The sequence below is a fragment of the Erythrobacter sp. EC-HK427 genome, assembly GCF_902498745.1.
Classification (GTDB): Bacteria; Pseudomonadota; Alphaproteobacteria; order Sphingomonadales; family Sphingomonadaceae; genus Alteraurantiacibacter.
In genome coordinates this window covers 988,821-1,010,605 of the sequence record NZ_LR701479.1, presented here as the reverse complement: position 1 = coordinate 1,010,605, position 21,785 = coordinate 988,821, and the positions used below count along the sequence as shown (strand labels likewise).

The following is a 21,785-nucleotide window of genomic DNA, read 5'->3' as shown; positions in this document are numbered from 1 at the left end:
GCCAGACCTCTGGCTTTGGGTGTGTTATTCTGGTAAGGCAGCGCAATGCCGTCACCTGACCTCCCACCGCGCCGCAAGCGTGCCGAACGTCGAAACAGCTTTATCGAGCGCGTGCTTGCGCGTTATCGCGGGGAGGATGTTGAGGGCAAAACCCGTCGCAACAGCCGCAAACGCCCGCCCGGTATGGCACCTGCGCTCGTCGAACCACCCAAAGGCCCGCTGCCGATGCAGGGCGGGGCTGCTGCACCGTTAGAGTTCGATCAGGGCTAAACCCGCGCGGCCTCTTCCGCCAGAAACTTCAGCAGCGCCTGATCGTAGGCGTCGACCTTGCCGTTGACGGCGATCTGCGCGTCGAGCCAATCCTGTTCGCCGCCGGTGAGTTCAGCCTCGGCGGCAACGCGTTCCTCGCGGCTGGGCGCGGCGGGCTTCCGCCCGAACACCATGCCGAAAATATTGGGCGTGGCCACCGCCATTTCGCCCATAAAGCGCCCGACGCTCGCTGTGTTGTCGGCGACAAAGGCGTCCAGCTCCAGCTGGCGCTCGCGGGTGAGTTGCGCGCTGGAAGATGCAAAGCCCATGAGGTAATTGCCCACGCCTTGCACGAACAGGCGCTTGAATTCGGGCGCATTCGCCGCGTGTTCGGTCGCGTCCTTGATGCGGAACAGCATTTCCGCCTCGGCGCGGCTGACCCCGGCGGGACGATCACCGCCTGCCCCGAAAATCACGCGGCGGATGAGCGTGCATTCGGCCTCTGATACGTGGGTGTCTGACAATTCGCCGCCGCAGCGCGTCGGGCCGGTGCCGGTCATTACTTCGTCTTCCAGCACACGGAGGACGAAGGCCTTCAGGCTCTCGGGCACGTTCTGCGCCTTCTCGATGATGCGGGTAAGCACTTCAAGTTCGGTCATCGAGCAGACCTTGCCATCGCGCTGCACCTGATCGACCAGCCAGCGCGCCTCGTCTTCACCGGCGTGACCGCGCGGTTCGCTGCCTTCGAGCACATAGTGCTGGATCGCCTCGACGAAGAAATCGCTCCATTCTTTGCTGTGCTCGCCCGCAGCATTCTGCGCCGCGAAAACCGCTTCGGCTTCGGCGCGGGTCATTTTGCCGTTGGCCCAGCCAGCCTGCCGCATGGCGAGGATTTCCTCGGGCGAAACAGCGCCATCCTGCGCGGCGTGACGGGCGATATCGGCGAAGTGGATGCTCATCTCTGACAAATTCCCCAATGGCGGGTGCTGATTTGCCGGATGCTATGCCCAAACAGCCTTAAATTCGCGTTACCTTGCGCACTAGAGCGAGAGCGCCTGGATGCAAGCGAAGCGGTCCACCGCCGCGCCATCGGATGCACGCCGTGCCTCGATCCACGTCGCCACCGGCTCGGCATCGGGACGCAGCGGGTAGAGGAAGATGTCGAGCACGCAGGCCTCGCCGCGGAATTGCAGCTTGCGCATATCGCCTTCGACCACGTTCAGGCGCGGCTCGCCAAAGCGCCGGATCAGCACCGGCGCTTCCTCACGGATGATCCCGGCGAGCCCCGGCCCTTCCATGATTTGCGGCACCGGACGCCCGGCAACCGGCACCGGTTGCGGCAAAGCGCGCGTGGGCGGAACCTGCGTCTGCGTATCGGGGCGCGCGGGCGGCGGCGGAGCCTGCGTCTGCACCGGCGGGGGCGTGGTAGCGCAGGCGGCGAGCAGGCTGGCACAAAGGAGCGGGGCAAAAAAACGCATAGTCAGTCGGGCAATCCCTTGGAGCGTGTCCGGTGAACCAGATGTGTCGCACTAGCGGCCCCCAGCACGGGAGCAAGGAAATTGGCAAAAGGCACGGCGAGCAGAGCCGCAATCGCGCCGCCCAGTGCGAAGCGCTGGCCGCCGCCCACCGGCGCTGGCTCGCTGGCGCCCTGGCGGTGCCGCAGCCACACCATGTCCTGCAATTCGCGCCCAAGCAGCACCGCATTGACGATCCAGAACACGGCGAAAGTGCCGACACCGGTAAAGAGCAACACCAGCGCGACGGGTGCTGCGAGCAGGTTGAACAGCAGCGCGCGGCCTGCAGCTCTCAGCGCATTGCCCAGCGCTTCGGCAAAGGGCACATCGCGCGCCACGCTGGCGGCGTGCGGGTAGTGCTTGCGCTCCACCGCTACCACCACTTCCTCGGCGAAGAACTGGATCACCGCCATCGCCACGATTCGCCAGGTGAGCCACAGGCCCAGCAAGGCCAGCAGCAGCGACAGCGCCTCGCGCACACCCTCGGCCCCGGCAAAGGCGCTGTCCCCCAGCCCGCCCGATGCCAGCACCCAATCGAGCGCATACCATCCGGCAAAGGCCACGATGACGAAGAGCACCAGCGTCACAAACAGGCTCTTCAGGACAATGCGCAGAACCGCGACATCGAACAGCTGCCCGAAGCCCAGCACCAGTGAATTCGCCAAACCGCCCATAGTGCTTGCGATTGCGCGCCCTTTTCGCCAAGTCAACGCCCGCACGGGCGCCGCCCGCCAGATATTCAGACTTTCAGGAGTTTTCATGACCGAACCCCGTTACGACGTTATCGCCATCGGCAATGCCGTGGTGGACGTGATTGCCTCTTGCGAAGACGAGCTGATCGAAGAGCTCGGCCTCAATCGCGGCGGGATGACGTTGATCGATGCCGAGGGTGCGACGACGCTCTACGCCGCGATGGGGCAAGCGCGCGAGATTTCGGGCGGCTCGGCAGCGAACACGCTGGCGGGCGCGAGTATGCTCGGCCTGCAATGCGCCTTTGTCGGGCAGGTCTGTGACGATCAGCTGGGCGAAGTCTTCACCCACGATATGCGCGCCACCGGGATCGATTTCGACACGCCGCCTTTGCCCAAAGGTTCCGCCCCCACCGGCCGCTGCCTGATTTTCGTGACGCCCGATGGCGAGCGTACGATGAATACCTTCCTCGGCGCGGGCCAATCGCTGCCCGCCGAAGCGTTGGACGAAGAGCTGATCGCGAGCGGCGCGATCCTCTATCTCGAAGGCTATCTGTGGGATCCCGAAGAGCCGCGCAAGGCGATGCGCCGCGCGATTGATGTGGCGAAGAAGGCGGGCCGCAAAGTCGCTTTCACCGCGAGCGAAAGCTTCGTGATCGACCGCCACGGAGACGATTTCCGTAGCATGATCGAGGACGGGGTGATCGACATCCTGTTCGTCAATGAAAGCGAGCTGGCAACGCTGACCGGCGAACCGGATTTCGACACCGGTCTGGCTGCGGTAGCGGGCAAAGTCCCGGTGCTGGTCGCCACCCGCAGCGCCAAGGGCGCGGTGTGCGTGACCGGCGGCACCCGCTACGAAGTCGCTGCCGAACCTATCGACAAGGTCGTCGACACCACCGGCGCAGGCGACCAATTCGCGGCGGGTTTCCTCTCAGGCCACGCGCGCGGCGAGCCGATTGATGTGTGCCTGAAGCGCGGCGCAATCGCCGCCGCCGAAGTCATCGCTCACTACGGCCCGCGCCCCGAAGCTGATATGAAAGCACTGATGGCGGAGAAGTTGGGGTAAGATTCGCTTCCAGAATCGCAAACGAGGAGGATAGGAAGCTTTGCTAGCTGAGCACGATTACCAGTTGGCCTATGTTGTTCCCGAAAATCCGATCATGTGGTTTTCGGGAATTGGCATTCCGCTGATTTTTGTCGCGCTTGGTGTCGTGCTGCTGATTTTTCCGCACAAGCTTCCGAGCTTCGTCAGCCCACAGTCAACAAGTTTGCGCCGAGCGTTTGGCGCATTCGCTTGTGTTTTTGCTGGCGCAATTGTCCTGCTGGTGGTGACTGATCGTGTGCACAAATATTCCGAGTGGCACCGGCTGCTCAATTCGGAGGAAGCAAGATTGGTCGAAGGCTGCTTGGATTACTTCCATCCGATGCCAAGGAGTGGAAATGAAAAGGAGATCGTAGCAATTGGCGGCGAAGTTTTTCGATACTCCGATTTCGATCTAACAACAGCATTTAACAACACGCGATCTCACGGAGGTCCGATTGGGCCGCGATCTGCGGTTCGCATTTGGCACGACGGAAGCAATATCTTGAAACTTGAGGTGACGCAGAATGTCTGCCCTGCTGCTCCCGATCCAGGTCGATATGGCCCGCCTGCGATTTATAGGAACCGCACCTAGACTTCGGCGCTTTGGAAACTGCTTGATCCTATTTAACCCCGCTCCAACTCCCTCCAGCCGATATCGCTCCGGCAGAAGCCGCTCGGGAAGTCTACCGCGTCCACGGCTACATAGGCACGGTCGCGCGCCTCGCGCACATCGGCGCCCAACGCGGTGACATTCAGCACCCGCCCGCCGCTGGCTACCAGTATGCCGCCGACCAGCTTGGTGCCCGCGTGGAAGACCTTCACATTGTCGCTCTCTGCCACACCTGACAGGTCAATCGCCCCGCCCGTCTCCGGCGTATCGGGATAGCCCTTTGCGGCCATCACCACCGTCATCGCGGTCGCGTCGTCGAAGCGCGGTTCCATCAGCTCGCCCAAAGTGCCGTGGGCGCAGGCCATCATGTAGTCGACCAGATCGCTTTCCAGCCGCATCATCAGCACCTGGCATTCGGGATCGCCGAAGCGGGCATTGTATTCGACCAGTTTGACGCCCTCATCGGTCAGCATCAGCCCCGCATAAAGCACCCCGCGATAGGGTGTGCCGTCCAACCGCATCTGCCGCACGGTGGGGAAGACGATGCGCTCCAAGGTCTCGGCCACCAGTTCCTCGGTCATGACGCGGGCGGGCGAGTAGGCGCCCATGCCGCCGGTATTGGGGCCGGTATCGCCGTCGCCCACGCGCTTGTGATCCTGCGCGGTGCCGAAGGGGACCACACTGGTGCCATCGGTCAGCGCGAAGAAGCTCGCCTCCTCGCCATGCATGAATTCCTCGATCACGACTTCCGCGCCCGCTTCCCCGAATTTGCCGCCGAACATATCTTTGAGCGCTTCCTCGGCGTGATCGACATTGTCGACGATCACCACGCCCTTGCCCGCCGCGAGCCCGTCGGCCTTCAGCACGAAGGGCGGCGCAAAGGTGCTGAGCGCGGCCTTCGCCTGTTCGAGCGACGTGCAGCGGACATACCCTGCGGTGGGGATCCCTGCGCGGTCGCACAATTCCTTGGTAAAGGCCTTGGAGCCTTCCAATTGCGCCGCTTCCTTCGAGGGGCCGAACACTGGCACGCCTGCATCGCGCAGGGAATCCGCCAGCCCGTCCACCAGTGGCGCTTCGGGGCCGATGACGACAAGGCCGATATCGTGCTTTTTGGCGAAAGCGATCACTTCGTCATGCTTCTTGGCATCAACCATCGCGATCCGCGCCACGCTTTCCATGCCGGGATTTCCGGGGGATACGTAAAGCGTGCCGCCTTCGCTTTCGATGGCCTTGGATTGCGCCAGCTTCCAGCACAGGGCATGTTCGCGGCCACCCGAACCGAGCACAAGGATATTCATGGCGAGCACTACTCCGTTTGGCGATGGCGAGGATGGCGGACTGGTAGCGGCGTCGCGCACCGGCGACAATGCCGCGCCGTTCACCATTACCGAGATTTCGCAGGCGCTCAAACGCACGGTGGAAGACCAGTTCGGCTTCGTGCGGCTGCGTGGCGAGCTGTCGGGGGTGAAGCGGGCGGCGTCCGGCCATCTCTACATGAGCCTGAAAGACGAGAGCTCTGTGCTCGATGCGGTGATGTGGCGCGGGCAGGCCGACCGGCTGCCTTTTCGCCCCGAGGACGGGGTCGAAGTCGTCGCCAGCGGCAAGCTGACGACCTTTCCCGGGCGTTCGAAATACCAGATCGTGGTCGAACGGATGGAAATCGCGGGCGAGGGCGCGCTGCTGGCGCTGCTGGAGAAGAACCGTAAACGGTTCGAGGCAGAAGGGCTGTTTGGCAATGTCCGCCGCCTGCCCTTTGCGCCACGAGTGATTGGCGTGGTGACGTCACCCACCGGCGCGGTGATCCGCGATATTCTCCACCGGTTGGCAGACCGCTTTCCCACCCATGTGCTGGTCTGGCCGGTGCTGGTGCAGGGCAATGGCGCGGCGGAGCAGGTGGCGAGCGCGGTGCGCGGGTTTGGCGCACTGGAGAAGGGCGGCGCGATACCCCGGCCCGATCTGCTGATCGTGGCACGCGGCGGCGGGTCGATCGAAGACCTGTGGGCCTTCAACGAGGAAGCGGTGGTGCGCGCAGTCGCCGAATCGCCGATCCCCGTGATCAGCGCGGTGGGGCACGAGACCGACACGACCTTGTGCGATTTCGCCGCAGACAAGCGCGCGCCAACGCCCACCGCGGCAGCGGAAATCGCGGTGCCGGTGCTGCGTGAGCTTGCGGCCACCGTCGATGATCTCGCCCTGCGCCAGCGCAAAGTGGTGCTGCGTCCGGTCGAGCTGGGGCGCGAACGGCTGGCCGCGCGGGCGCAGCGCCTGCCCAATGCGGAGCAATTGCTGCAACCCCACACGCAAAGGCTCGACGATCTGGGCGAGCGGTTGCGGCGGGGGCTTGTCGACCGGGCAGCCAAGGGGCGCGAGCGGCTGGCGCAGGCGCGGCTTTGGCCCGCCATCCTGCGCGGCACTCTGCGCGAGGCGGGGCAGCGGTTGCAGGGCGTCCGGCTGACCCCCGCACTCGTCCAGCGCCCGATGGCCGAGCGCAAGCAGCGTCTTGACGCTCTCGCGCGGCTGGCGGAGCAGCTGCATCCCGAAAAGCCGCTCAGCCGTGGCTATGCCATGGTGCTCGATACAGCAGGCAGCGCGATCACCAGCGCGGCGAAGGCCCAAGCGGAAAGCCTGCTGGCGATAAAATTCGCCGATGGCGAGGTGAACGCCGTCCCCTCGGATGCGCCGCGCAGTCCCAAGCGCGCTCAAAAACCGACTCAAAAACCCTCCAGGCCGCCCGGCGATAGCGGCCAGCCCAAATTGCTTTGACGCGCACAAGGCATTACAAGCAGCGCCATGTTGATGAACTCGTCAGAAAACGCCGCCACGCTAATGTATGGCCCCAACGGCTTTCGCGTGATCAAGCCCGGCCACTTTGTGCTCTGTGCCGCCAGCGGCGTGCCCGTTCCGCTGGACGAGCTGCGCTATTGGAGCGTCGAGCTGCAAGAGCCCTATGCCAGCGCAGAACTCAGCACCAAGCGGGCGCTGGAAGAGCTGTGATCGCACGGATTTGCGGGATCGCCGCGCTGCTCGCCGGATGTGCGGTGGTGCCTCCCGCAGACGCGGCGCGGCAGGCAGAGGTCGCGCCGCCTGTTGCGGTTGCCACACCGGTACCAACACCGGCCCCGCCTCCAGACGCGCCCATCCGTGCCGATTTCACCTATGCGGGTGAACTGACGCAGGGTGGATGGATTCGCGGCACGGTGCCAAGCGGGACAGTCAGCGCGCGTTTGGGCGATCAGGAGATCGCGTTCGATTTGCAAGGCCGCTTCTTCGCCGCGTTCGACCGCGATGCGGGCACTACGGCGCAATTGGTGGCAATCCTTGCCAATGGCGACACGGTCAACGCGATCATCCCGGTCAGCCCGCGCGCTTGGGAGCTCGAATATGTGAACACCGCTTTGCGCCCCGGCGGCGGGTCGAGCGCGGATTTCCAGCGCCGCCGCCAGCCCGAGCTCGACGCGATCTGGAATGCGCGCACCGCCAATATGCCCGCGACCGGCTGGCAAGAGGACTGGATCTGGCCGGTGACCGGGCGCATCTCGGGCCGGTTCGGTTCGCAGCGCATTTATCGCGGGGAGCCGGGGAGCTATCATTCGGGACTCGACATTGCGCGGCCCACCGGCACGGCGATTGTCGCCCCGGCGTCGGGCGTGGTGACGCTGGCGACCGCCGCTCCCTTCAGCATCGAAGGCAATCTGCTGATTATCGATCACGGGCAAGGACTTAACAGCGCCTTCCTGCACCTGTCGCGCATCGATGTGGCCGAGGGTGACCGCGTGGTGCAGGGGCAGACGCTGGGCGCCATCGGCACGACCGGGCGTTCGACCGGGCCGCATTTGCACTGGAGCATCAAGTGGCACCTGGCGCGGCTCGATCCACTGCTCTTTGTCGGGCCTATGCCCTGACCCTGCTGCGTGTTAGCGGGCGCGCGATGCTGTCGCTGCTCCGCCCCATTTCCACCAGCCGCAAGCGCCGCCTGGCTGCCGGTCTGGCAATAGCGCTTGCCGCCGCGCCGGGGACTTTCGTGCGCACCGCGCTGCCTGACCGGCATATCGAGCAGATCGACATCGTTGCAGTCGCCGACTTTCCCGGAAATGCGGAGCTGGAAGGCTTCACCCGCGAAGGGGTGTGGGAACTCACCAGCCCCAATATGGATTTCGGCGGCGTCTCCGCGCTGTTTGTGCTGCCGGAGCAAGGCCTGTTCCGCGCCTTCTCCGATCGCGGCGTGATGCTGACCTTCCCCATGCCCGATCGCACCGGCGAGGCGCGAATCGCGCGGCTCCCCCATCGCGGCAATCTGGAGGATTTCGTCACCGATATCGAATCGGCAGCGCATGATCCGGCGAGCGGCGATTTCTGGCTGGCGTTTGAAGGCAGCAATGCCGTGGCGCGCTATTCCTCGCGCGATGTGCTGATGTGGCAGCGCGTGCCGGAGGAATGGGCCGGTTGGAGCGCCAATTCCGGCCCCGAAGCGATGGCGCGGCTGGCCGACGGGCGCTTCATCATCCTGCCCGAGACCGAGAGCACCGGCGTGCTGCATACAGGCGATCCGGCGCGCGAAGGCGATTCGCGCAGCTTTGCTTTCACCACACCGGGCGATTTCGCGCCCACCGATATGGCGGCGCTTCCCGATGGCCGCGTGCTGGTGCTGCTGCGCGATGTCACGCTGGCCTACCCGCCCTTTACCGCTTCGCTGGGCATTTTCGATCCGGTAGATATCGCAGAGGATGAGGAGCTGGAGATTGCGCTGCTGCTCGATCTCGATGCCATGATCCCGAACGAGAATTACGAGGGACTCACCATTTCGGAAGGCGAGGACGGTGCCATCACAATATGGATCATCGCCGACGACAATATCGCCAGCTTCCAGCGGACTTTGCTAGCGAAGCTGCGCTGGACGCCCGATTCGGGCTAGCCACAGACACGAAAAAGCGCGCGGAGAGCGAACCCCGCGCGCCTTTTGTGCGTTAACAAAAGTCAGAAAGTCTTAGGCAGCGTCCGCCGCGCCAGCCTTCTTCAGCTCGCGCTTCACCTTGAGCGCGCGCGCCGAAAGCTTTTCGTCACGGGTCTTGAGCAGCCAGTTGTCGAGACCGCCATTGTGCTCGACCGAGCGCAAGCCGTTGGTCGACACGCGGAACTTATACGCCCGGTCCAGCTTTTCGCTGAGCAGGGTGACGTTCTGCAGATTGGGCAGGAACACCCGCTTAGTCTTGTTGTTGGCGTGGCTCACATTGTGGCCGACCTGGCGGCCCTTGCCGGTAAGTTCGCAAATGCGCGACATGACGAAATCTCTCGTTCGAAACGGTTGAATGGGTGCAGCACTATGCTGGGAAAGGCGCGCTCTTATAGCGGGGGTGGAGATTCGTCAAGCGAACAGCTAGCTCTGTCGCAATGACCCGCTGGCCCCTTTCCGAGCATATGCAGCGCGCGCTCGCTCTGGCGGAGGAGGCCGCGCGTGCAGGCGAAGTGCCCGTGGGCGCGGTCGTGGTCAAGGATGGCGTGGTGGTGGGCGAAGGTTTCAACCTTACCCGCACCCGCCACGATCCCACCGCCCATGCCGAAGTGGAAGCGATTCGTGCTGCCGCGAAGGCGCTGGGCGTCGAACGCCTGAGTGCTTGCGATCTCTACGTAACGCTGGAGCCGTGCGCGATGTGCGCCGGCGCGATCAGCCATGCGCGAATCGCAAGGGTCTACTACGCCGCTAGCGACCCCAAAGGCGGTGCAGTCGATCACGGCGCGCGGGTGTTCGCACAGGAACAATGCCTCCACGCGCCGGAGGTGTATTCGGGCATGGGCGAGGTGGCGGCGGGCGATTTGCTGCGCGGGTTTTTTCGGGAGCGGCGCTGAAAACATAAGCAGGATGTCGCCAAGCAGAGTTCAATCGGCCGCTTGGTTCTCATCAAGATGCGGATAGCATTGAGGGCTCATATAGGCTTCCAGATAGCTGCGCTCCCAGCACCGCTCCATCGCCCGCACAACACGGATGTTGGGCGGCCACTCTCCTCCCTCTTCGAGCGCTATGCCCGATTCTTCCGGCACAGGCGTAGCGGCCAGCGATTCCAGCGCGGAATCGAACAATTCCCTGTCCTGGACAAGGAAGAAGATCGTCGCGTCGACATAGTGGTTGAAGCCGGATTCGGCATTGATAATCGGCGATTTGTACGAAACCTGAAATAGCTCGACAGCTTCCATTGTCTGTCCTGCGAATGCCCGCATCTGACCTTCGTGCAAAAAGAGCGTGGAGCGGTTCGAGCGGTTTACATACCGCCATTCCCGTATCAGCTCCGCCGCTTCGATGTAGCAGCCTTCATTTGCAAGCGCTCGCCACCCGCCGTTTGGATCCTGATCAAATGTCTGGAAATCGAGCGCAAGCATCGCGTCGCGATCGTATGCGCAATTGGGGTCAGCGGCCTCGATGGCGGCCATCGGCGTCGCAGCTGCGAGCAAAAGCGATAAGAGCATAAGGCATGTGTAGCCCATGAAGAGGAACGAGGCAATTTCACGCCCTTGATATCGCCATTCCCGCTCCGGTCGAAAGCCAGCTTTTTGGTTCACACAAAGCCACAAAGACACGAAGAGGTCAGTCTTCCTTCGCGCCGGAGGCGCTTTGATTGAATTCGCGCAGAGTTCGCAGAGGTCACAGAGAAGTGGGCAATCCACGCTACCCTCTGCGATCTTTGCGTTCTCTGCGCGAAAAATGTTCATGCGGCTTCGCCGCTGGATGACAAAACCTCTTCGTGGTCTTTGTGGTCTTCGTGTGAACCCTTCAAACTTTATCGAAGAGAGCCTTGCCCCGCATCAAGTGCGGGGTGACGAAGGGACTAGATATCCCGCTGCACCCTTGAGCTTCCTGCTTCCACCGCCATCCGCGCGGCGGTGCTGATTTCGCCGCCACGGGCCGTTACGCGGTCGACCACGCGGTATTCGGTCAGCCACCGCTCGGGCGTCACATCGCACACCACGAAGCCGCGCTGGGCGTTGTGCCACTTCAATTGGTCGTTCTCTGCCGCGATGCGGGCGGTGTCGGCGCGGGCGACTTCGCCGTCGCCGTTGGAGGTGATCGAGGTGGTGACGAATTCCGCCGCCAGCGGCTCCGCGCCGGGGTTTTGCCCGTCAATATGCAGTTCGCCCGCATAATTCTGGTGCTCGTCTCCCGTCAGCACGATGGGATTGGCGGCGTGGCGGTCCAGCGCTTGCAGCATCCGCTGGCGGGGCGAGCGGTAGCCGCCCCAGCTATCGGGGTTCACAATGGAGCCATCGCCCGGCATCCGGTCGAGATCCATCACCATGATCTGCTGCGCCAGCACCTGCCAGGTGGCGCGGCTTTCGCGCAGGTTCCGCTCCAGCCAAGCGCTTTGCTGCTGGCCCAGCACTTCGGCCTCGCGGCCCAAATCGTTGCAATTGGGCTCCCAACTGTCGCCGCAGGCCTGATCGGAGCGGTATTGGCGGGTATCGAGCAGGTTCAGATCGAGCAGATTGCCGTATTTCGCCTGCCGGTAGAGCTGCATCCGTGGGCCGGTGGGCAGCGAGGAGGCGCGCAGCGGCATATTCTCGTAATAGGCCTGCATCGCCGATTGCTGGCGCAGGCGGAACACGGCGGGACTGGTGCCGTCCTGATCGATATCGTCCACCCAGTTGTTGTCGATCTCGTGATCGTCCCACGTCACGAACCACGGCGCGGCGGCGTGGGCGGCCTGCAAATCGGCGTCCATCTTGTACTGCGCGTAGCGGCGGCGGTAATCTTCCAGCGTATAGGTCTCGTCGCCATGGTGCTGGCGCGGATTTTCCACCGGGCCGCGCGGCGAGTTCCAGATGCGGCGGCCGCGCCCTTCGTAAATATAGTCGCCATAACAGAACACGAAATCGAGCTCGGTTTGCGACAAATGGCGGTGCGCGGTGAAAAAGCCCTGCTCGTAATTCTGGCATCCGGCGATGCCGAAGCGCAGATTCTGCACCGCGCTGCCAGCGGCGGGCGCAGTGACCGAGCGGCCATGCGCCGAACGCTCTCCGCCAGCGATAAAGCGGTACCAATAGGGACGACCGGGCTCCAGCCCGCTGACTTCGACATGGACGCTGTGGCCCAGCTCGGGATGCGCGATGGCGGTGCCAGATTGCACGATCTCGCGCATATTGCCCGCCGTGCCGATTTCCCAGCGCACTTCGACTGCGGCGGCGGGCATTCCGTAGCCCTGTTCGAGCGGGCGCGGGGCGAGGCGTGTCCAAATGACAAAGCCATCGGGTGCCGCTTCACCCGAAGCAACGCCCAGCTGGAACGGGTAATCGGGGAAGGCGACCTGCGCGAGGATCGGCTTGGAGAGCGTAAGGCCGAACAGGCCGACGGCGCTCGCTCCGAAGCTGCGCAAGAGATTGCGGCGGTTGAGTTCAAGGCGGCGGAGGAGAAGGTCTTGGCTCATGCTGGGCTCTTTCGTGCGGTTTGGCGGTTCATGTGCGGCAATTGTTGCGCGGGGTTTACACGGGCAAAGGCCGGTAGCCGGATTACAGCCCCCGCCAGATGCGCACGTCCTCGTCGTCATCGGGGCCGTAACGCTGGCGGTTGCAGGCCTGCGGCATGAAATCATCGCCGTAACAGAGCCGCATTTCGCGCAGCCACCCGCGCTCGTTCACCTCCAGCCCGACATCCTCCGCCTCCCAATAGGGATTGGCATCGGCGAAGGTCTGGCGGATGTCCCCGGCGGTCAGATCGCGCTGGCGGCTGAGGCGGTCGAAATCGGGCCAGCGCAGGCTGTCCCACAGGATTTGCGTGATGCGCAAATACGCGCCGGGATCGGGCGTCATGCAGGCACCGTGCTTGAACCATTGGCGGGAGACCAGCGCGGGGTCGGGGGACATACACATGGCCTGCGCCATTTCCAGCGGCGAAGGCGCGCGCCGTGTGGGGCACCATTGCGGCCAGCTATTGCCCGGGCCGTTGGGCCAGAGGCCGTGGACGACAAAGGCGAAGCGCCCCGCCCGGCCCGAGCACTGGCGGGCATGGCGCGGTTCGTCATCGCGGAAGCGGCAGAATTCGGGGCTCCAGCTGAGGGCCAGCGTGTAGCCGGTGACGCGCATTTCGCGCACCGGCCCGTCGCGCTCGATAGCGGGGACGCTTATCGGCCCTTGCGGAATGCGGCATTGGTACGCCTGCGCGGCGGCGGGGGAGGACAGCAAGGCAACAGCAAGGGCAACACCCCAAGCAGCGCCGCGCATCACTCAGCCCTGCCCGCAAACCACGCTTTCGCATCCGGCCGGAACAGGAAGGAGACGGCAATCGCCTTCAGCAGCACGGTGATAAGGCCGGTAATGCTGACCGAAGCCCGCATTCCGGCAATGCCAACTGATGAAGTCAGACCTACGACCAGCATGAGCAGCGAAAAGGCGACGAGTGCCACGATCAGCCACTTTGCCAGCCCCACGCGCATCCGTGAGGCTAGAAACCACAGAATGAGATTGAAAAGGAAGGCCACGCCAACACTTGTAAGCGCCGCGACTTCGGCCGAACCTTGCATTCCGCTGGGCGCAAGCTGGCTTTCCAGCATCCTCACCTGCGTATCGTAATTGAGCAACCCGCTCGCCACCCCGATGCCGATGGCGGCGATGTAGAACAAATCGAATTTGCGCAGCGATTCGGGCCGCATGATGTTTCCCCTGAAACGGAGTGGCTCTGATGACAGATGGCTAGAGCGGGGTAAAGTCGAGCCCGATATCGGCGGCAGGCGCGCTTTGCGTCAGGCGGCCGACCGAGACGTAGTTGACGCCTGTTGCCGCCTTCGCCTTGATCGTGTCGAGATTGATCCCGCCGCTCGCTTCGGTCGGCACGCGGCCCGCCACCAGCGCGACGGCTTCGCGCAGAGTATCGGGCGGCATATTGTCGAGCAGCAGGCGGGTTGCTCCGGCCTCCAAAGCGGGTTCGATCTGGTCGATCCGGTCGACTTCGCAGATAATGTCCTTCACCCCCGCCGCGCGCGCGCGGCGCACCGCTTCGCCGACATTGCCCGCGACGAGCACGTGGTTGTCCTTGATCATCGCCGCGTCCCACAAGCCCATCCGGTGATTGGCCGCGCCGCCCATGCGCACCGCGTATTTTTCGAGATGCCGCAGGCCCGGAATGGTCTTGCGCGTATCGAGCAGGGTGCATTGGGGATTATCCATCGCGTCGACATAGGCGCGCACCATGGTCGCAATGCCCGAGAGGTGCTGCACGGTGTTGAGCGCGCTGCGTTCCGCCGTCAGCATGGCGCGGGCATTGCCGGTGAGGCGCATCAGATCGCTGCCCGCAGCAACGCGGTCGCCATCCTCCACCAGCCTTTCGATAAGGATCGCGGGGTCGAGCGCGCGGAAGAAGGCTTCGGCCACCGGTAACCCCGCCACGGTGATCGCGTCGCGGCTGTCCATCACGCCGGAGAAACGTGCGTCGGCGGGAATGACGCTCTCGCTCGTCACATCATGCCCGCCGCCCGGCAGCCCTTCGCCAAGATCTTCGGCAAGGGTGCTGGCGACAAATGCGGCGAGGTCGAAGCCGTCGATTTGGAAATCAGTCATGTTGCGCTTCTTGGCCTTTCTTTTGTTTGGCCTCAAGCGCCGGCGTTCGCATCCGCTCACTTGGCTTTCGGCCTACCGGCCGGCCCGCAGTCGCGGGCTGTCGTCGCCTCCGGCGCCGAGGACAACGCCAACAAAATCGGTCGCGTCTAGCGACCGACAGAGGGCGACCGCCCGACCGCAGGTGCCGCGCACCCCGGACTTGATCCGGGGGAAGCGGATAGCACCGAGGACGAACCCGCGGATGCGGGTTCGCAAGACAAATCAATGCACAAATCGCGCCACAACGTCCCGATAGCTGCGCGAGACTTTCACTTCCGCGCCCGAGGTCAGCACGAGGAAGCATTCGCCATTGGTGTGCGGTTTCACCTGCCGCACCTGATCGAGATTGACGATGGCGCTGCGGTGCACGCGCTGGAAATTTTTGGGATCGAGCCGCCGTTCCAGATCCTTCATCGTTTCGCGCAGGATCAGCGAATTGTCGCCGGTATAGATGCACATATAATCGCCCGCCGCCTCGACATATTCGATGGTGTCAACATCGACGCGGAAGATCTTGCCGCGATCCTTCACATTGATCATTTTCTCGTAACGGCCCGCGCTTTCATCGGGCTCGCCCATGTCTTCGAGGCTTTCGGGGCTGACTTCGGCGAGCACTTCCTTGAGCTTTTCCGCTTCTTCGGCAGAGCGCTTCTCGCTCAGCCTTTCGCGCACCCGCTCGATGGTGTCGGCGAGCTTGTCCTCGTCCACCGGCTTCATCAGGTAATTGACGGCATTGGCTTCGAACGCGCGGATCGCGTGTTCCTGGAAGGCGGTGACGAACACGATCAGCGGCGGATCGATGTCCATCACGCCCTTGACCACCGAAAAGCCGTCAAAACCGGGCATCTGGATATCGAGAAACACCAGATCGGGCTTCAGCGTCTTGATCGCGCGGATCGCCTCGCGGCCATTGGCGCAGGTTTCGATGATTTCGATATCGTCATAGGGCGCAAGGCGGAGTTGCAGGCCCTGGACGGCGAGCTTTTCGTCATCGACGAGGATGGTGCGTATGGTCATGCAGGGGCTCCGGTTGGGGGTTGGCCGAAAGGCTGGGGGGTAGCCGATGGCGATGCTGGTGCCGACGCCGGAGCCGCGATTGCGGGCTGGGGCTGGGGTTGGGGCGTGACGGCATTGGGAAGCGCGCTTTGCGCCTCTTCGAACGGCTCGTAGGGAATTTCGATGATGACGGTAAAGCCGCCATCGGGCGGGGTTTCGATATCGAAGTGGTGATCCTCACCATAGGCCTGTTGCAGCCGCTCGACGATATTGGCGAGGCCGACGCCGGTGGAGGTTTGCTTGCGCTTGACCGCTTCGGCGGGGGTCTGCTGCCCTTGCAGGCCGGGGCCGGTATCGCTCACCGTCAGCCGCAGGCGATTGGCGATCACGATGGCCGACAGGCTGATGCGCGCGCCTTCCTCTTGTGCGGAAACGCCGTATTTGATCGCGTTTTCCACCAGCGGTTGCAGCAGGAAGGACGGGATCGTGCCCTTGGCCGCATCCTTTTCCACCCGGAATTCGGTGCGCAATTTCTCCTCGAACCGCATCCGTTCGATATCGAGATACAGCTGCAGTGTTTCGACTTCCTGCGCCACTGTCACCTTCGCGCCCGGCTCGGTAATCAGCGTGTGCCGCAGAAAGCTGGAAAGCTTGGTCAGCATCTTGTTCGCCGGTTCGGTTTGCTGGAGCAGCACCAGCGTGCTGATCGAATTGAGCGTATTGAACAGGAAATGCGGATGCAGCTGGTATCGCAGCATGGCGAGCTGCGCGCTGGTGGCCTGCGCTTCCAGCTTGTCCGCCCGGTCCATCTGCTCTTCCACCTGGAGGAAGAAATTGATCGCGTAATACAAGGCCGACCACGCGGCGAGCAGCGTCATGTCGATATAGAACACGCCCAGCATCAGCTGTGCGAAGCTCGCCTCGCTGCCGCCCTGATACACGTCGATCGTCCACGCGCTGATAAAGGCCGAAACGCCCACGGCCAAGGCAAGGACGATCGCGGTCGTGCTCCAGGTCACCAGCGGGTTGAGATTGATGAGGCGGTTGTAAATGACCGACAGCACCGTGCTGATCGAAAAGCCGGTAACGGTGAAAATCAGCACGAGAATAAGGAAATCGAAACCGCGTTCATTGGCGAGCGAGGTCGCCGCGCGCAGCAGCAGCGCGCCGCCCCAGCCGATCAGCTGCAAACGCCAGAACGCGCGGTTCTTGTCCTTGAAAAAAGGCGTGGGTTGAAAGGGCAGCATGGCCATGCTCCCTTTCTTAGCCGATGTCGGCGATGTCGTCAGACCGATTTGCATCAGCGGCGCTCCCGCTCCGGTAATTTGCCTTATAAATCGCGCGCTTCGGCGATGGCTTCTGCCAGCACCTCCACACCCACCGCGCCATTGAACACCTCGTCGCCAATAATGAAGGCGGGCGTGCCCGAGAGGCGCAATGATTGGCCGAGGAAGACATTATTCTCCAATTGTGTGTCGAATGTGCCCGCGTCAATGGCAGCGCGGGCGGCGGCAAGGTCCACACCGGCGGTTTGTGCGGCGGCGGTAATGGCTTCTTCGCTCAGCCCGTCGGCAGCGAACATGGCGTTGTGGAAGGCTTCGAACTTGCCCTGCTGCGCGGCAGCAAGCGCCATGCGCGCGGCGTCGGCGCTTTCAGCGGACAGCACCGGATATTCGCGCAGCACCACGCGCAGATCGGGATTGTCGGCGATCAGCGCGTTCACATCCGCGAGACTCTGGCGGCAGAAACTGCAGGCATAGTCGCTGAACTCAATGAGCGTGATCGTGCCCTGCGGATTGCCCAGCACCGCGCCGGGGAAAGGCTCGGTCAGTTCGGCGCGCAGGGGAGCGATCCGCTCGGCGGTATCGCGGCGCTGCAATTCGGCCATGGCTTCGGGCAGCACTTCGGGATTGGCCATCAGGTAATCGCGCGTGCGACCATCGCCCAGCCCGCTAAAGCTGAAAGCGGCGGCCCCGGCAAAACCGGCGATAAGGGCGAGTAGGGCAGTGATAATCCAGCGCATGGATGATCGCCTAGTTGCGTTCGGCCATGCGTTCAAGCTGCGCGCGCGCCTGCAATTGCACGTCCTGCGCCCTGATCCAGTCGGGCGAGCCGACGGGCAGCGCCTGTTCTGCCGCGCTCGCATTCATCAGCGCGCCTTGTGGATTGCCCGAGAGGATCTGCTGTTCGGCGCTCGCCAGCCGCGCGCGCGGCGTATCGCCCAGCAGCTGGTAGACCGCGCCCAGCTGGTACCAGGCGAAGGGATTTTCCCGGTCGCGCCCCAAGGCGGCACGCAACACGCGCTCGGCCTCGGGCAGATTGGCGCGATCATCGGTCGCCAGCAGCGCGTGGCCGAGCATACTGGCAATCAGCGGCGTAGACTGGGTGAGCCGGGTCGCTTCGCGCAAGGGAGGCAGCGCCTCGTTCACGCGGCCCGATTCGAGCAGCACCTGACCTTTCAGTTCGAGGAAATAGGGGTTCTGCGGCTCCAGCGCGAGCAGCGCATCCACTTCGGCGAGCGATTGCTCCATCAGTGCATCGCGGTGATAGGCGTAAGCGCGGGCATAGCGCGAGGGCACGTCGGTACGGTCGGTTGGATAGGCGGTCAGCACCCGCTCGGGCGGGGCGAGATAGCCGTAGAGCTTGGCCTGCACGCGCTCGAAGCGTTCCTGCAAGTCGGGATCGGTCGGCGTGTCCCATGCCGGATCGACAATGTAATCTTCCTGCAGGCGGGCGATACGATTGCCCGACAGGGGGTGGGTGCGGCCATATTCGCGGTCATTGTTCTGGCTGATGCCGCGGCGGAATTCCATATTCTCCAGCCGCTCGAAAAAGCGCAACGAGCCGCGCCCGCTAATGCCCGCTTCGGAGAGGTAGCGCGCGCCCGCCGCATCGGCGCTGGCTTCCTGCGTGCGGCTGAACGCAAGGAAACTGCCCAGTGCCGCCTGCTGGCCCGCTGCCAGAATCCCCATCGCCGCATCGCCGCCACCGGCAAAGGCCGCTGCAGCCGCGAGCAAGGCAGACAGCAGCGTAATCCGCGTCGCATTGCCTGCGCCTTCGGAATAGCGGTTGATATGGCCGCCGGTGATATGCCCCAGCTCGTGCGCCAAAACGCCCTGCACTTCGCCGGCATCCTCGGCTTCGAGCAGCAGGCCGGAATAGATGTAGACGCGCTGCCCGCCCGCCACGAAGGCGTTGATCGTGGTGTCGCTTAGCAGCACGACATCAACCGCGCCTTCGCCCAGCCCGGCGGCTTCGGCGAGCGGATCGATCATATCCTGCAACAGCGCCTCCGTTTCGGCATCGCGCAGCACGTTGAGACCTTGCGCCTGCGCGGCAAGCGGCTGGGTGACCATCGCCATCGCCGCCAGCAGCGCGAGCAGGCGGGTGAAGAGTCGGGCGGAGGCGGGTGCGAATTTCGGCATGGGCAGGGGGAGCCTAGCGCGCGGGGCGCTGAACGGGAACTTAAGATTGCGCGGGCGGCGGGAATCGCAGCTTTTCGTCGGCAAGCGCCACCAGTCCCTGATCGCGCAGGAACGCCTCTGCCCCGGCGAAGTCCTCACCCGACCAGAAGGGCACGCCCAGCGCTTCCAGCATCGCCTGCGCGGCTGCCTTCTCGCCCGCAAGCTGCGTGCGCGCGGTGCGGCGCAGGAACACGCCCGCAATCCTGCCGGGATAATTGTGTGCCGCATCGGCAAACGCCGGCAGATCGCCTTGCGTATCATCGCCCACCAGCACGAAGCGCAAAGCGGGATGCATGGCGACAATGCCCGCAATCGCCGCGATCTTGTGCGCCCCGTGGCTGCTGCTGCCCAGAGTGCTGCGGCCAAGCCCCCAATCGCGCAGGGTCAGTGGGCCCAAGGGCAGACGGTGCAATTGCTTGTATGCGAGCAGATAGGGAAAGAGGTTCCAAGGGCTCGACGAGACGTAGAAAACGGGACGTTGCCCGGCCGTCTCGCCTGCCTCGCCTGCCAGCGCGCGGAAAAAGGCTGCCGCGCCCGCCACCGCATCACGTTCATGCGGCAAATGCGCGACAACGCGCCGCATATTGCGCGCCAGATTGCGCCACCCACCGGTAATGCCGGTTTCGATCACCGTGTCGTCGATATCCGAAATCACCGCGAGGCCGCCGGTGACGCCGGGAGCCAGCACCTGCGCGAAAGTGCTTTGCGCGCCGGCAGCATTCTCCCAATGCAGCGCGACGCTGTCCCAGCGCGGTGCAGCGGGCAGCGGCCAGGGTCGGGTGAGCGTAAGGTCGAAATGCGCAAACCCCTCGCCATCGGTCATGACAGTGGCGCTTGCCAGCAGATCGCCGCCGCTTTGGGCGCGCAGCGTCACCGGCAGGCCGGCAACTTCGCGGCTGGCAAATTCGCCCAGCATCGTGCGAAGCGCCTGCCAGCGTGACGCAGGATCAAAGCGGGCGGGCGGCGAACGCAGCGCGCGGGCGCCGAGCACCAGCCGTGTCGCGCTCCGATGGCCGAAAAAGGGTTGCAGCCGCGTGGCGATTTCGGGGGCGAAGACCATGCGCTGCCATAAAGCAGGCCGCGCGCGGGCAATCCAGTGCTCAGTCTATGAGCTGGCGCGCAGCCTTTTCGATCAGCGCCGCATTGTCCGGCACTTCGCCGAGCACGTCGATCCCGCCCGCGGCGTTGCGGCGGATCATCACCAGCGCGAACTCCTCGCCTTGCGCCGGGATGGCAGCGAAATCGCGCGATGCGAGCGCGCGCAGCTTGCGGGCAATCGCCTTGCGCGGGCCAGTGCGAACCGGCTTCGGCGCAGCGCCTTCGAGCGCGCGGCGGAGCGCGCGTTCGGTAGCGACCACGCCTTTGAGCCCGCCATCGGCCGTCTTGAGGAAATCGCCGAGCTCGCCCCGCCCGATCCCTTCGCGCTGCGCGAAGCCGAGCACGGCGGCATATTCGGTGAGCCGCGTCTTGTCGTAATCCGCGCCGAACACCAGCTTCACGACCGGCGTCATCGGCGCGCGCTCCTGCATGGCAATTCCTGCATCTTCGAGCAGTTCGGCAAAATCTTCGGGTGCCTCGGCAGCGGCGAGGGCAAAATCCCAAGCACGGCTGACCGCGTCATACAGTGCGGCACGGGTGCGTTCTTCGCTGCTTTTGGCCTGCTGTGCGGTGTCGCGGGCAAGCGCGAGCCAATCGGCTAGCGCGACCGGCTCGTTACCCTCTGCGGTAGCGATTCCATCACCCACGCCCTCGGCAACTCCGGCTTGGCCGGTAAGATCGAAGGACGGGCGGGCAAGCACGGTATCGAACACGCTGGCGACCAGATCGCCAGTGCCAATACCGTTGCCAACTCCGGAGGTGCTTTCCGCGAGCATCGCGGCGGGGCCATCGGCCCAATCGGTCAGCGCGGGCGCAAGCGGCGCGTCACCGCTGAGGCTCAGCCCTTCTTCCAGCGCTTGGTCGATTTCCAGCAGCAGCTCGTCGGCAGAGCGGCTGTCGGCCATCTCTTTCCAGTTGATGACGCCGAAAATGAAATCAATCGTGTCATCATCGCTCGAAAACGGCAGCAGAATGCCGCGATACAGGATCGTATTGCCGATGTGATTGACGAATTCCGCCTCGAAACCAATCGGCGACTGGTTAGCGAGAATTTGCATGTAGTGATCGGTGATGCGGCTCAGCAGCGAGCGCGGCTGCACCTGCGACAGCCGTTCGGGCAAGTCGCCGTCGGGCGCGCATTCGCGGGCCAGCTCGGCCCCGACATAGCTGATCGCCGGATCCTCGATGCCGTCGGTGAAGTCCAGCAGCACGCTGTTCGGCCCGAAATCGGGGAGCAGCGTCGGGTCGAGATCCTCGATCGAGGGGTAGTTGCGGTCTTCCAGCAGGCTGGCCCAGAAATTGTAGGCGCGCACCTGCATCCGGCGTTCATCGGTGCCGATAGCGGGCGGCGGTGCGTGGTCGACCGCATAGTCCTCATCGGGAACATAGGCGTCGGGCAGCGCAAAGCCGTCCAGCTCGCGCGCCTCGTCTGCACTGTAATTGCCCCGTAGCGTGTCCATGCGAAAAGCGCCCTTCAGCCAAAGTCAGGGCACCCTTTTGGCG

At 63.9% G+C, this 21,785-nt stretch carries 24 protein-coding genes; 8 read left to right on the top strand and 16 right to left on the bottom strand.

Annotated features, from left to right (window positions below):
• Positions 1-45 precede the first annotated feature (45 nt).
• Positions 46-270, top strand: a complete 225-nt coding sequence (locus GC121_RS04800) for a hypothetical protein (RefSeq protein WP_151973012.1) — start codon at positions 46-48, stop codon at positions 268-270.
• Here GC121_RS04800 and GC121_RS04795 read toward each other — a convergent pair.
• From GC121_RS04795 to GC121_RS04785, 3 genes are all read right to left on the bottom strand, one after another.
• Complete coding sequence (locus GC121_RS04795; RefSeq protein WP_151973011.1) at positions 267-1,208, bottom strand: hypothetical protein; 942 nt, start codon at positions 1,206-1,208, stop codon at positions 267-269. The two genes, GC121_RS04800 and GC121_RS04795, sit on opposite strands and share 4 nt — an antisense overlap.
• Positions 1,209-1,289: 81 nt before the next feature.
• Entirely contained in the window at positions 1,290-1,727 is a 438-nt protein-coding gene (locus GC121_RS04790; protein ID WP_151973010.1) for a hypothetical protein, read from the bottom strand.
• Positions 1,728-1,729: 2 nt separating this feature from the next.
• The gene (locus GC121_RS04785; protein WP_151975593.1) at positions 1,730-2,437 is read right to left on the bottom strand and encodes an EI24 domain-containing protein; all 708 of its coding nucleotides are present in this window, start codon (positions 2,435-2,437) and stop codon (positions 1,730-1,732) included.
• 85 nt (positions 2,438-2,522) lie between these two features.
• Between GC121_RS04785 and GC121_RS04780 the strand changes: the two genes are divergently transcribed.
• On the top strand, positions 2,523-3,521 hold the full coding sequence (locus GC121_RS04780) for an adenosine kinase (protein ID WP_151973009.1): 999 nt from the start codon (positions 2,523-2,525) through the stop codon (positions 3,519-3,521).
• A gap of 40 nt (positions 3,522-3,561) precedes the next feature.
• Positions 3,562-4,131 (top strand): hypothetical protein, encoded by a 570-nt coding sequence (locus GC121_RS04775; RefSeq protein WP_151973008.1) that lies wholly within the window; start codon positions 3,562-3,564, stop codon positions 4,129-4,131.
• 32 nt (positions 4,132-4,163) lie between these two features.
• On the opposite strand, the gene purD is transcribed toward GC121_RS04775, so the two are convergent.
• Positions 4,164-5,447 carry a phosphoribosylamine--glycine ligase gene (purD, locus tag GC121_RS04770; protein ID WP_151973007.1) on the bottom strand — a complete coding sequence of 428 codons (1,284 nt, stop codon included), beginning with the start codon at positions 5,445-5,447 and terminating at the stop codon, positions 4,164-4,166.
• On the opposite strand from purD, the gene xseA reads away from it, so the two are divergent.
• The 4 genes from xseA to GC121_RS04750 are packed head-to-tail and all read left to right on the top strand — an operon-like array spanning position 5,446 to position 9,061.
• The gene (xseA, locus tag GC121_RS04765) at positions 5,446-6,912 is read left to right on the top strand and encodes an exodeoxyribonuclease VII large subunit (protein ID WP_151973006.1); all 1,467 of its coding nucleotides are present in this window, start codon (positions 5,446-5,448) and stop codon (positions 6,910-6,912) included. The two genes, purD and xseA, sit on opposite strands and share 2 nt — an antisense overlap.
• Positions 6,913-6,945: 33 nt before the next feature.
• On the top strand, positions 6,946-7,143 hold the full coding sequence (locus GC121_RS04760; RefSeq protein ID WP_370513741.1) for a DUF2093 domain-containing protein: 198 nt from the start codon (positions 6,946-6,948) through the stop codon (positions 7,141-7,143).
• Positions 7,140-8,051 (top strand): M23 family metallopeptidase, encoded by a 912-nt coding sequence (locus GC121_RS04755; RefSeq protein WP_234421111.1) that lies wholly within the window; start codon positions 7,140-7,142, stop codon positions 8,049-8,051. The genes GC121_RS04760 and GC121_RS04755 overlap by 4 nt, the downstream gene beginning before the upstream one ends.
• A 26-nt stretch (positions 8,052-8,077) precedes the next feature.
• On the top strand, positions 8,078-9,061 hold the full coding sequence (locus GC121_RS04750; protein ID WP_151973004.1) for an esterase-like activity of phytase family protein: 984 nt from the start codon (positions 8,078-8,080) through the stop codon (positions 9,059-9,061).
• Between the two features lie 72 nt (positions 9,062-9,133).
• Here GC121_RS04750 and rpmB read toward each other — a convergent pair whose 3' ends face one another.
• On the bottom strand, positions 9,134-9,427 hold the full coding sequence (gene rpmB, locus GC121_RS04745) for a 50S ribosomal protein L28 (RefSeq protein ID WP_151973003.1): 294 nt from the start codon (positions 9,425-9,427) through the stop codon (positions 9,134-9,136).
• A 110-nt stretch (positions 9,428-9,537) separates the two neighbouring features.
• On the opposite strand from rpmB, the gene GC121_RS04740 reads away from it, so the two are divergent.
• The gene (locus tag GC121_RS04740; RefSeq protein ID WP_151973002.1) at positions 9,538-9,993 is read left to right on the top strand and encodes a nucleoside deaminase; all 456 of its coding nucleotides are present in this window, start codon (positions 9,538-9,540) and stop codon (positions 9,991-9,993) included.
• A 30-nt stretch (positions 9,994-10,023) separates the two neighbouring features.
• Here the strand turns inward: GC121_RS04740 and GC121_RS04735 are convergent, their stop codons facing one another.
• From GC121_RS04735 to GC121_RS04685, 11 genes are all read right to left on the bottom strand, one after another.
• Complete coding sequence (locus GC121_RS04735; protein WP_234421110.1) at positions 10,024-10,572, bottom strand: hypothetical protein; 549 nt, start codon at positions 10,570-10,572, stop codon at positions 10,024-10,026.
• Between the two features lie 395 nt (positions 10,573-10,967).
• A complete protein-coding gene (locus GC121_RS04730; RefSeq protein WP_151973001.1) occupies positions 10,968-12,560 on the bottom strand; it encodes an alkaline phosphatase in 1,593 nt (530 codons plus the stop codon).
• Positions 12,561-12,642: 82 nt separating this feature from the next.
• Positions 12,643-13,353 carry a ribonuclease T gene (locus GC121_RS04725; protein WP_151973000.1) on the bottom strand — a complete coding sequence of 237 codons (711 nt, stop codon included), beginning with the start codon at positions 13,351-13,353 and terminating at the stop codon, positions 12,643-12,645.
• Positions 13,353-13,781 (bottom strand): hypothetical protein, encoded by a 429-nt coding sequence (locus tag GC121_RS04720; protein ID WP_151972999.1) that lies wholly within the window; start codon positions 13,779-13,781, stop codon positions 13,353-13,355. The genes GC121_RS04725 and GC121_RS04720 overlap by 1 nt, the downstream gene beginning before the upstream one ends.
• Before the next feature lie 40 nt (positions 13,782-13,821).
• The gene (gene nadC / locus GC121_RS04715) at positions 13,822-14,685 is read right to left on the bottom strand and encodes a carboxylating nicotinate-nucleotide diphosphorylase (RefSeq protein WP_151972998.1); all 864 of its coding nucleotides are present in this window, start codon (positions 14,683-14,685) and stop codon (positions 13,822-13,824) included.
• Positions 14,686-14,946: 261 nt separating this feature from the next.
• Positions 14,947-15,741 carry a LytTR family DNA-binding domain-containing protein gene (locus GC121_RS04710; protein ID WP_151972997.1) on the bottom strand — a complete coding sequence of 265 codons (795 nt, stop codon included), beginning with the start codon at positions 15,739-15,741 and terminating at the stop codon, positions 14,947-14,949.
• A complete protein-coding gene (locus GC121_RS04705; protein WP_151972996.1) occupies positions 15,738-16,973 on the bottom strand; it encodes a sensor histidine kinase in 1,236 nt (411 codons plus the stop codon). Before GC121_RS04705 ends, GC121_RS04710 begins: the two co-directional genes overlap by 4 nt.
• A gap of 77 nt (positions 16,974-17,050) precedes the next feature.
• A complete protein-coding gene (locus GC121_RS04700) occupies positions 17,051-17,743 on the bottom strand; it encodes a DsbA family protein (RefSeq protein WP_151972995.1) in 693 nt (230 codons plus the stop codon).
• Positions 17,744-17,753: 10 nt separating this feature from the next.
• Positions 17,754-19,145 carry a M48 family metalloprotease gene (locus GC121_RS04695; protein ID WP_199857755.1) on the bottom strand — a complete coding sequence of 464 codons (1,392 nt, stop codon included), beginning with the start codon at positions 19,143-19,145 and terminating at the stop codon, positions 17,754-17,756.
• A gap of 40 nt (positions 19,146-19,185) precedes the next feature.
• Positions 19,186-20,244 carry a phosphatase domain-containing protein gene (locus tag GC121_RS04690; RefSeq protein WP_151972994.1) on the bottom strand — a complete coding sequence of 353 codons (1,059 nt, stop codon included), beginning with the start codon at positions 20,242-20,244 and terminating at the stop codon, positions 19,186-19,188.
• A 40-nt stretch (positions 20,245-20,284) separates the two neighbouring features.
• Complete coding sequence (locus GC121_RS04685; protein ID WP_151972993.1) at positions 20,285-21,742, bottom strand: hypothetical protein; 1,458 nt, start codon at positions 21,740-21,742, stop codon at positions 20,285-20,287.
• Between the last annotated feature and the right edge of the window lie 43 nt (positions 21,743-21,785).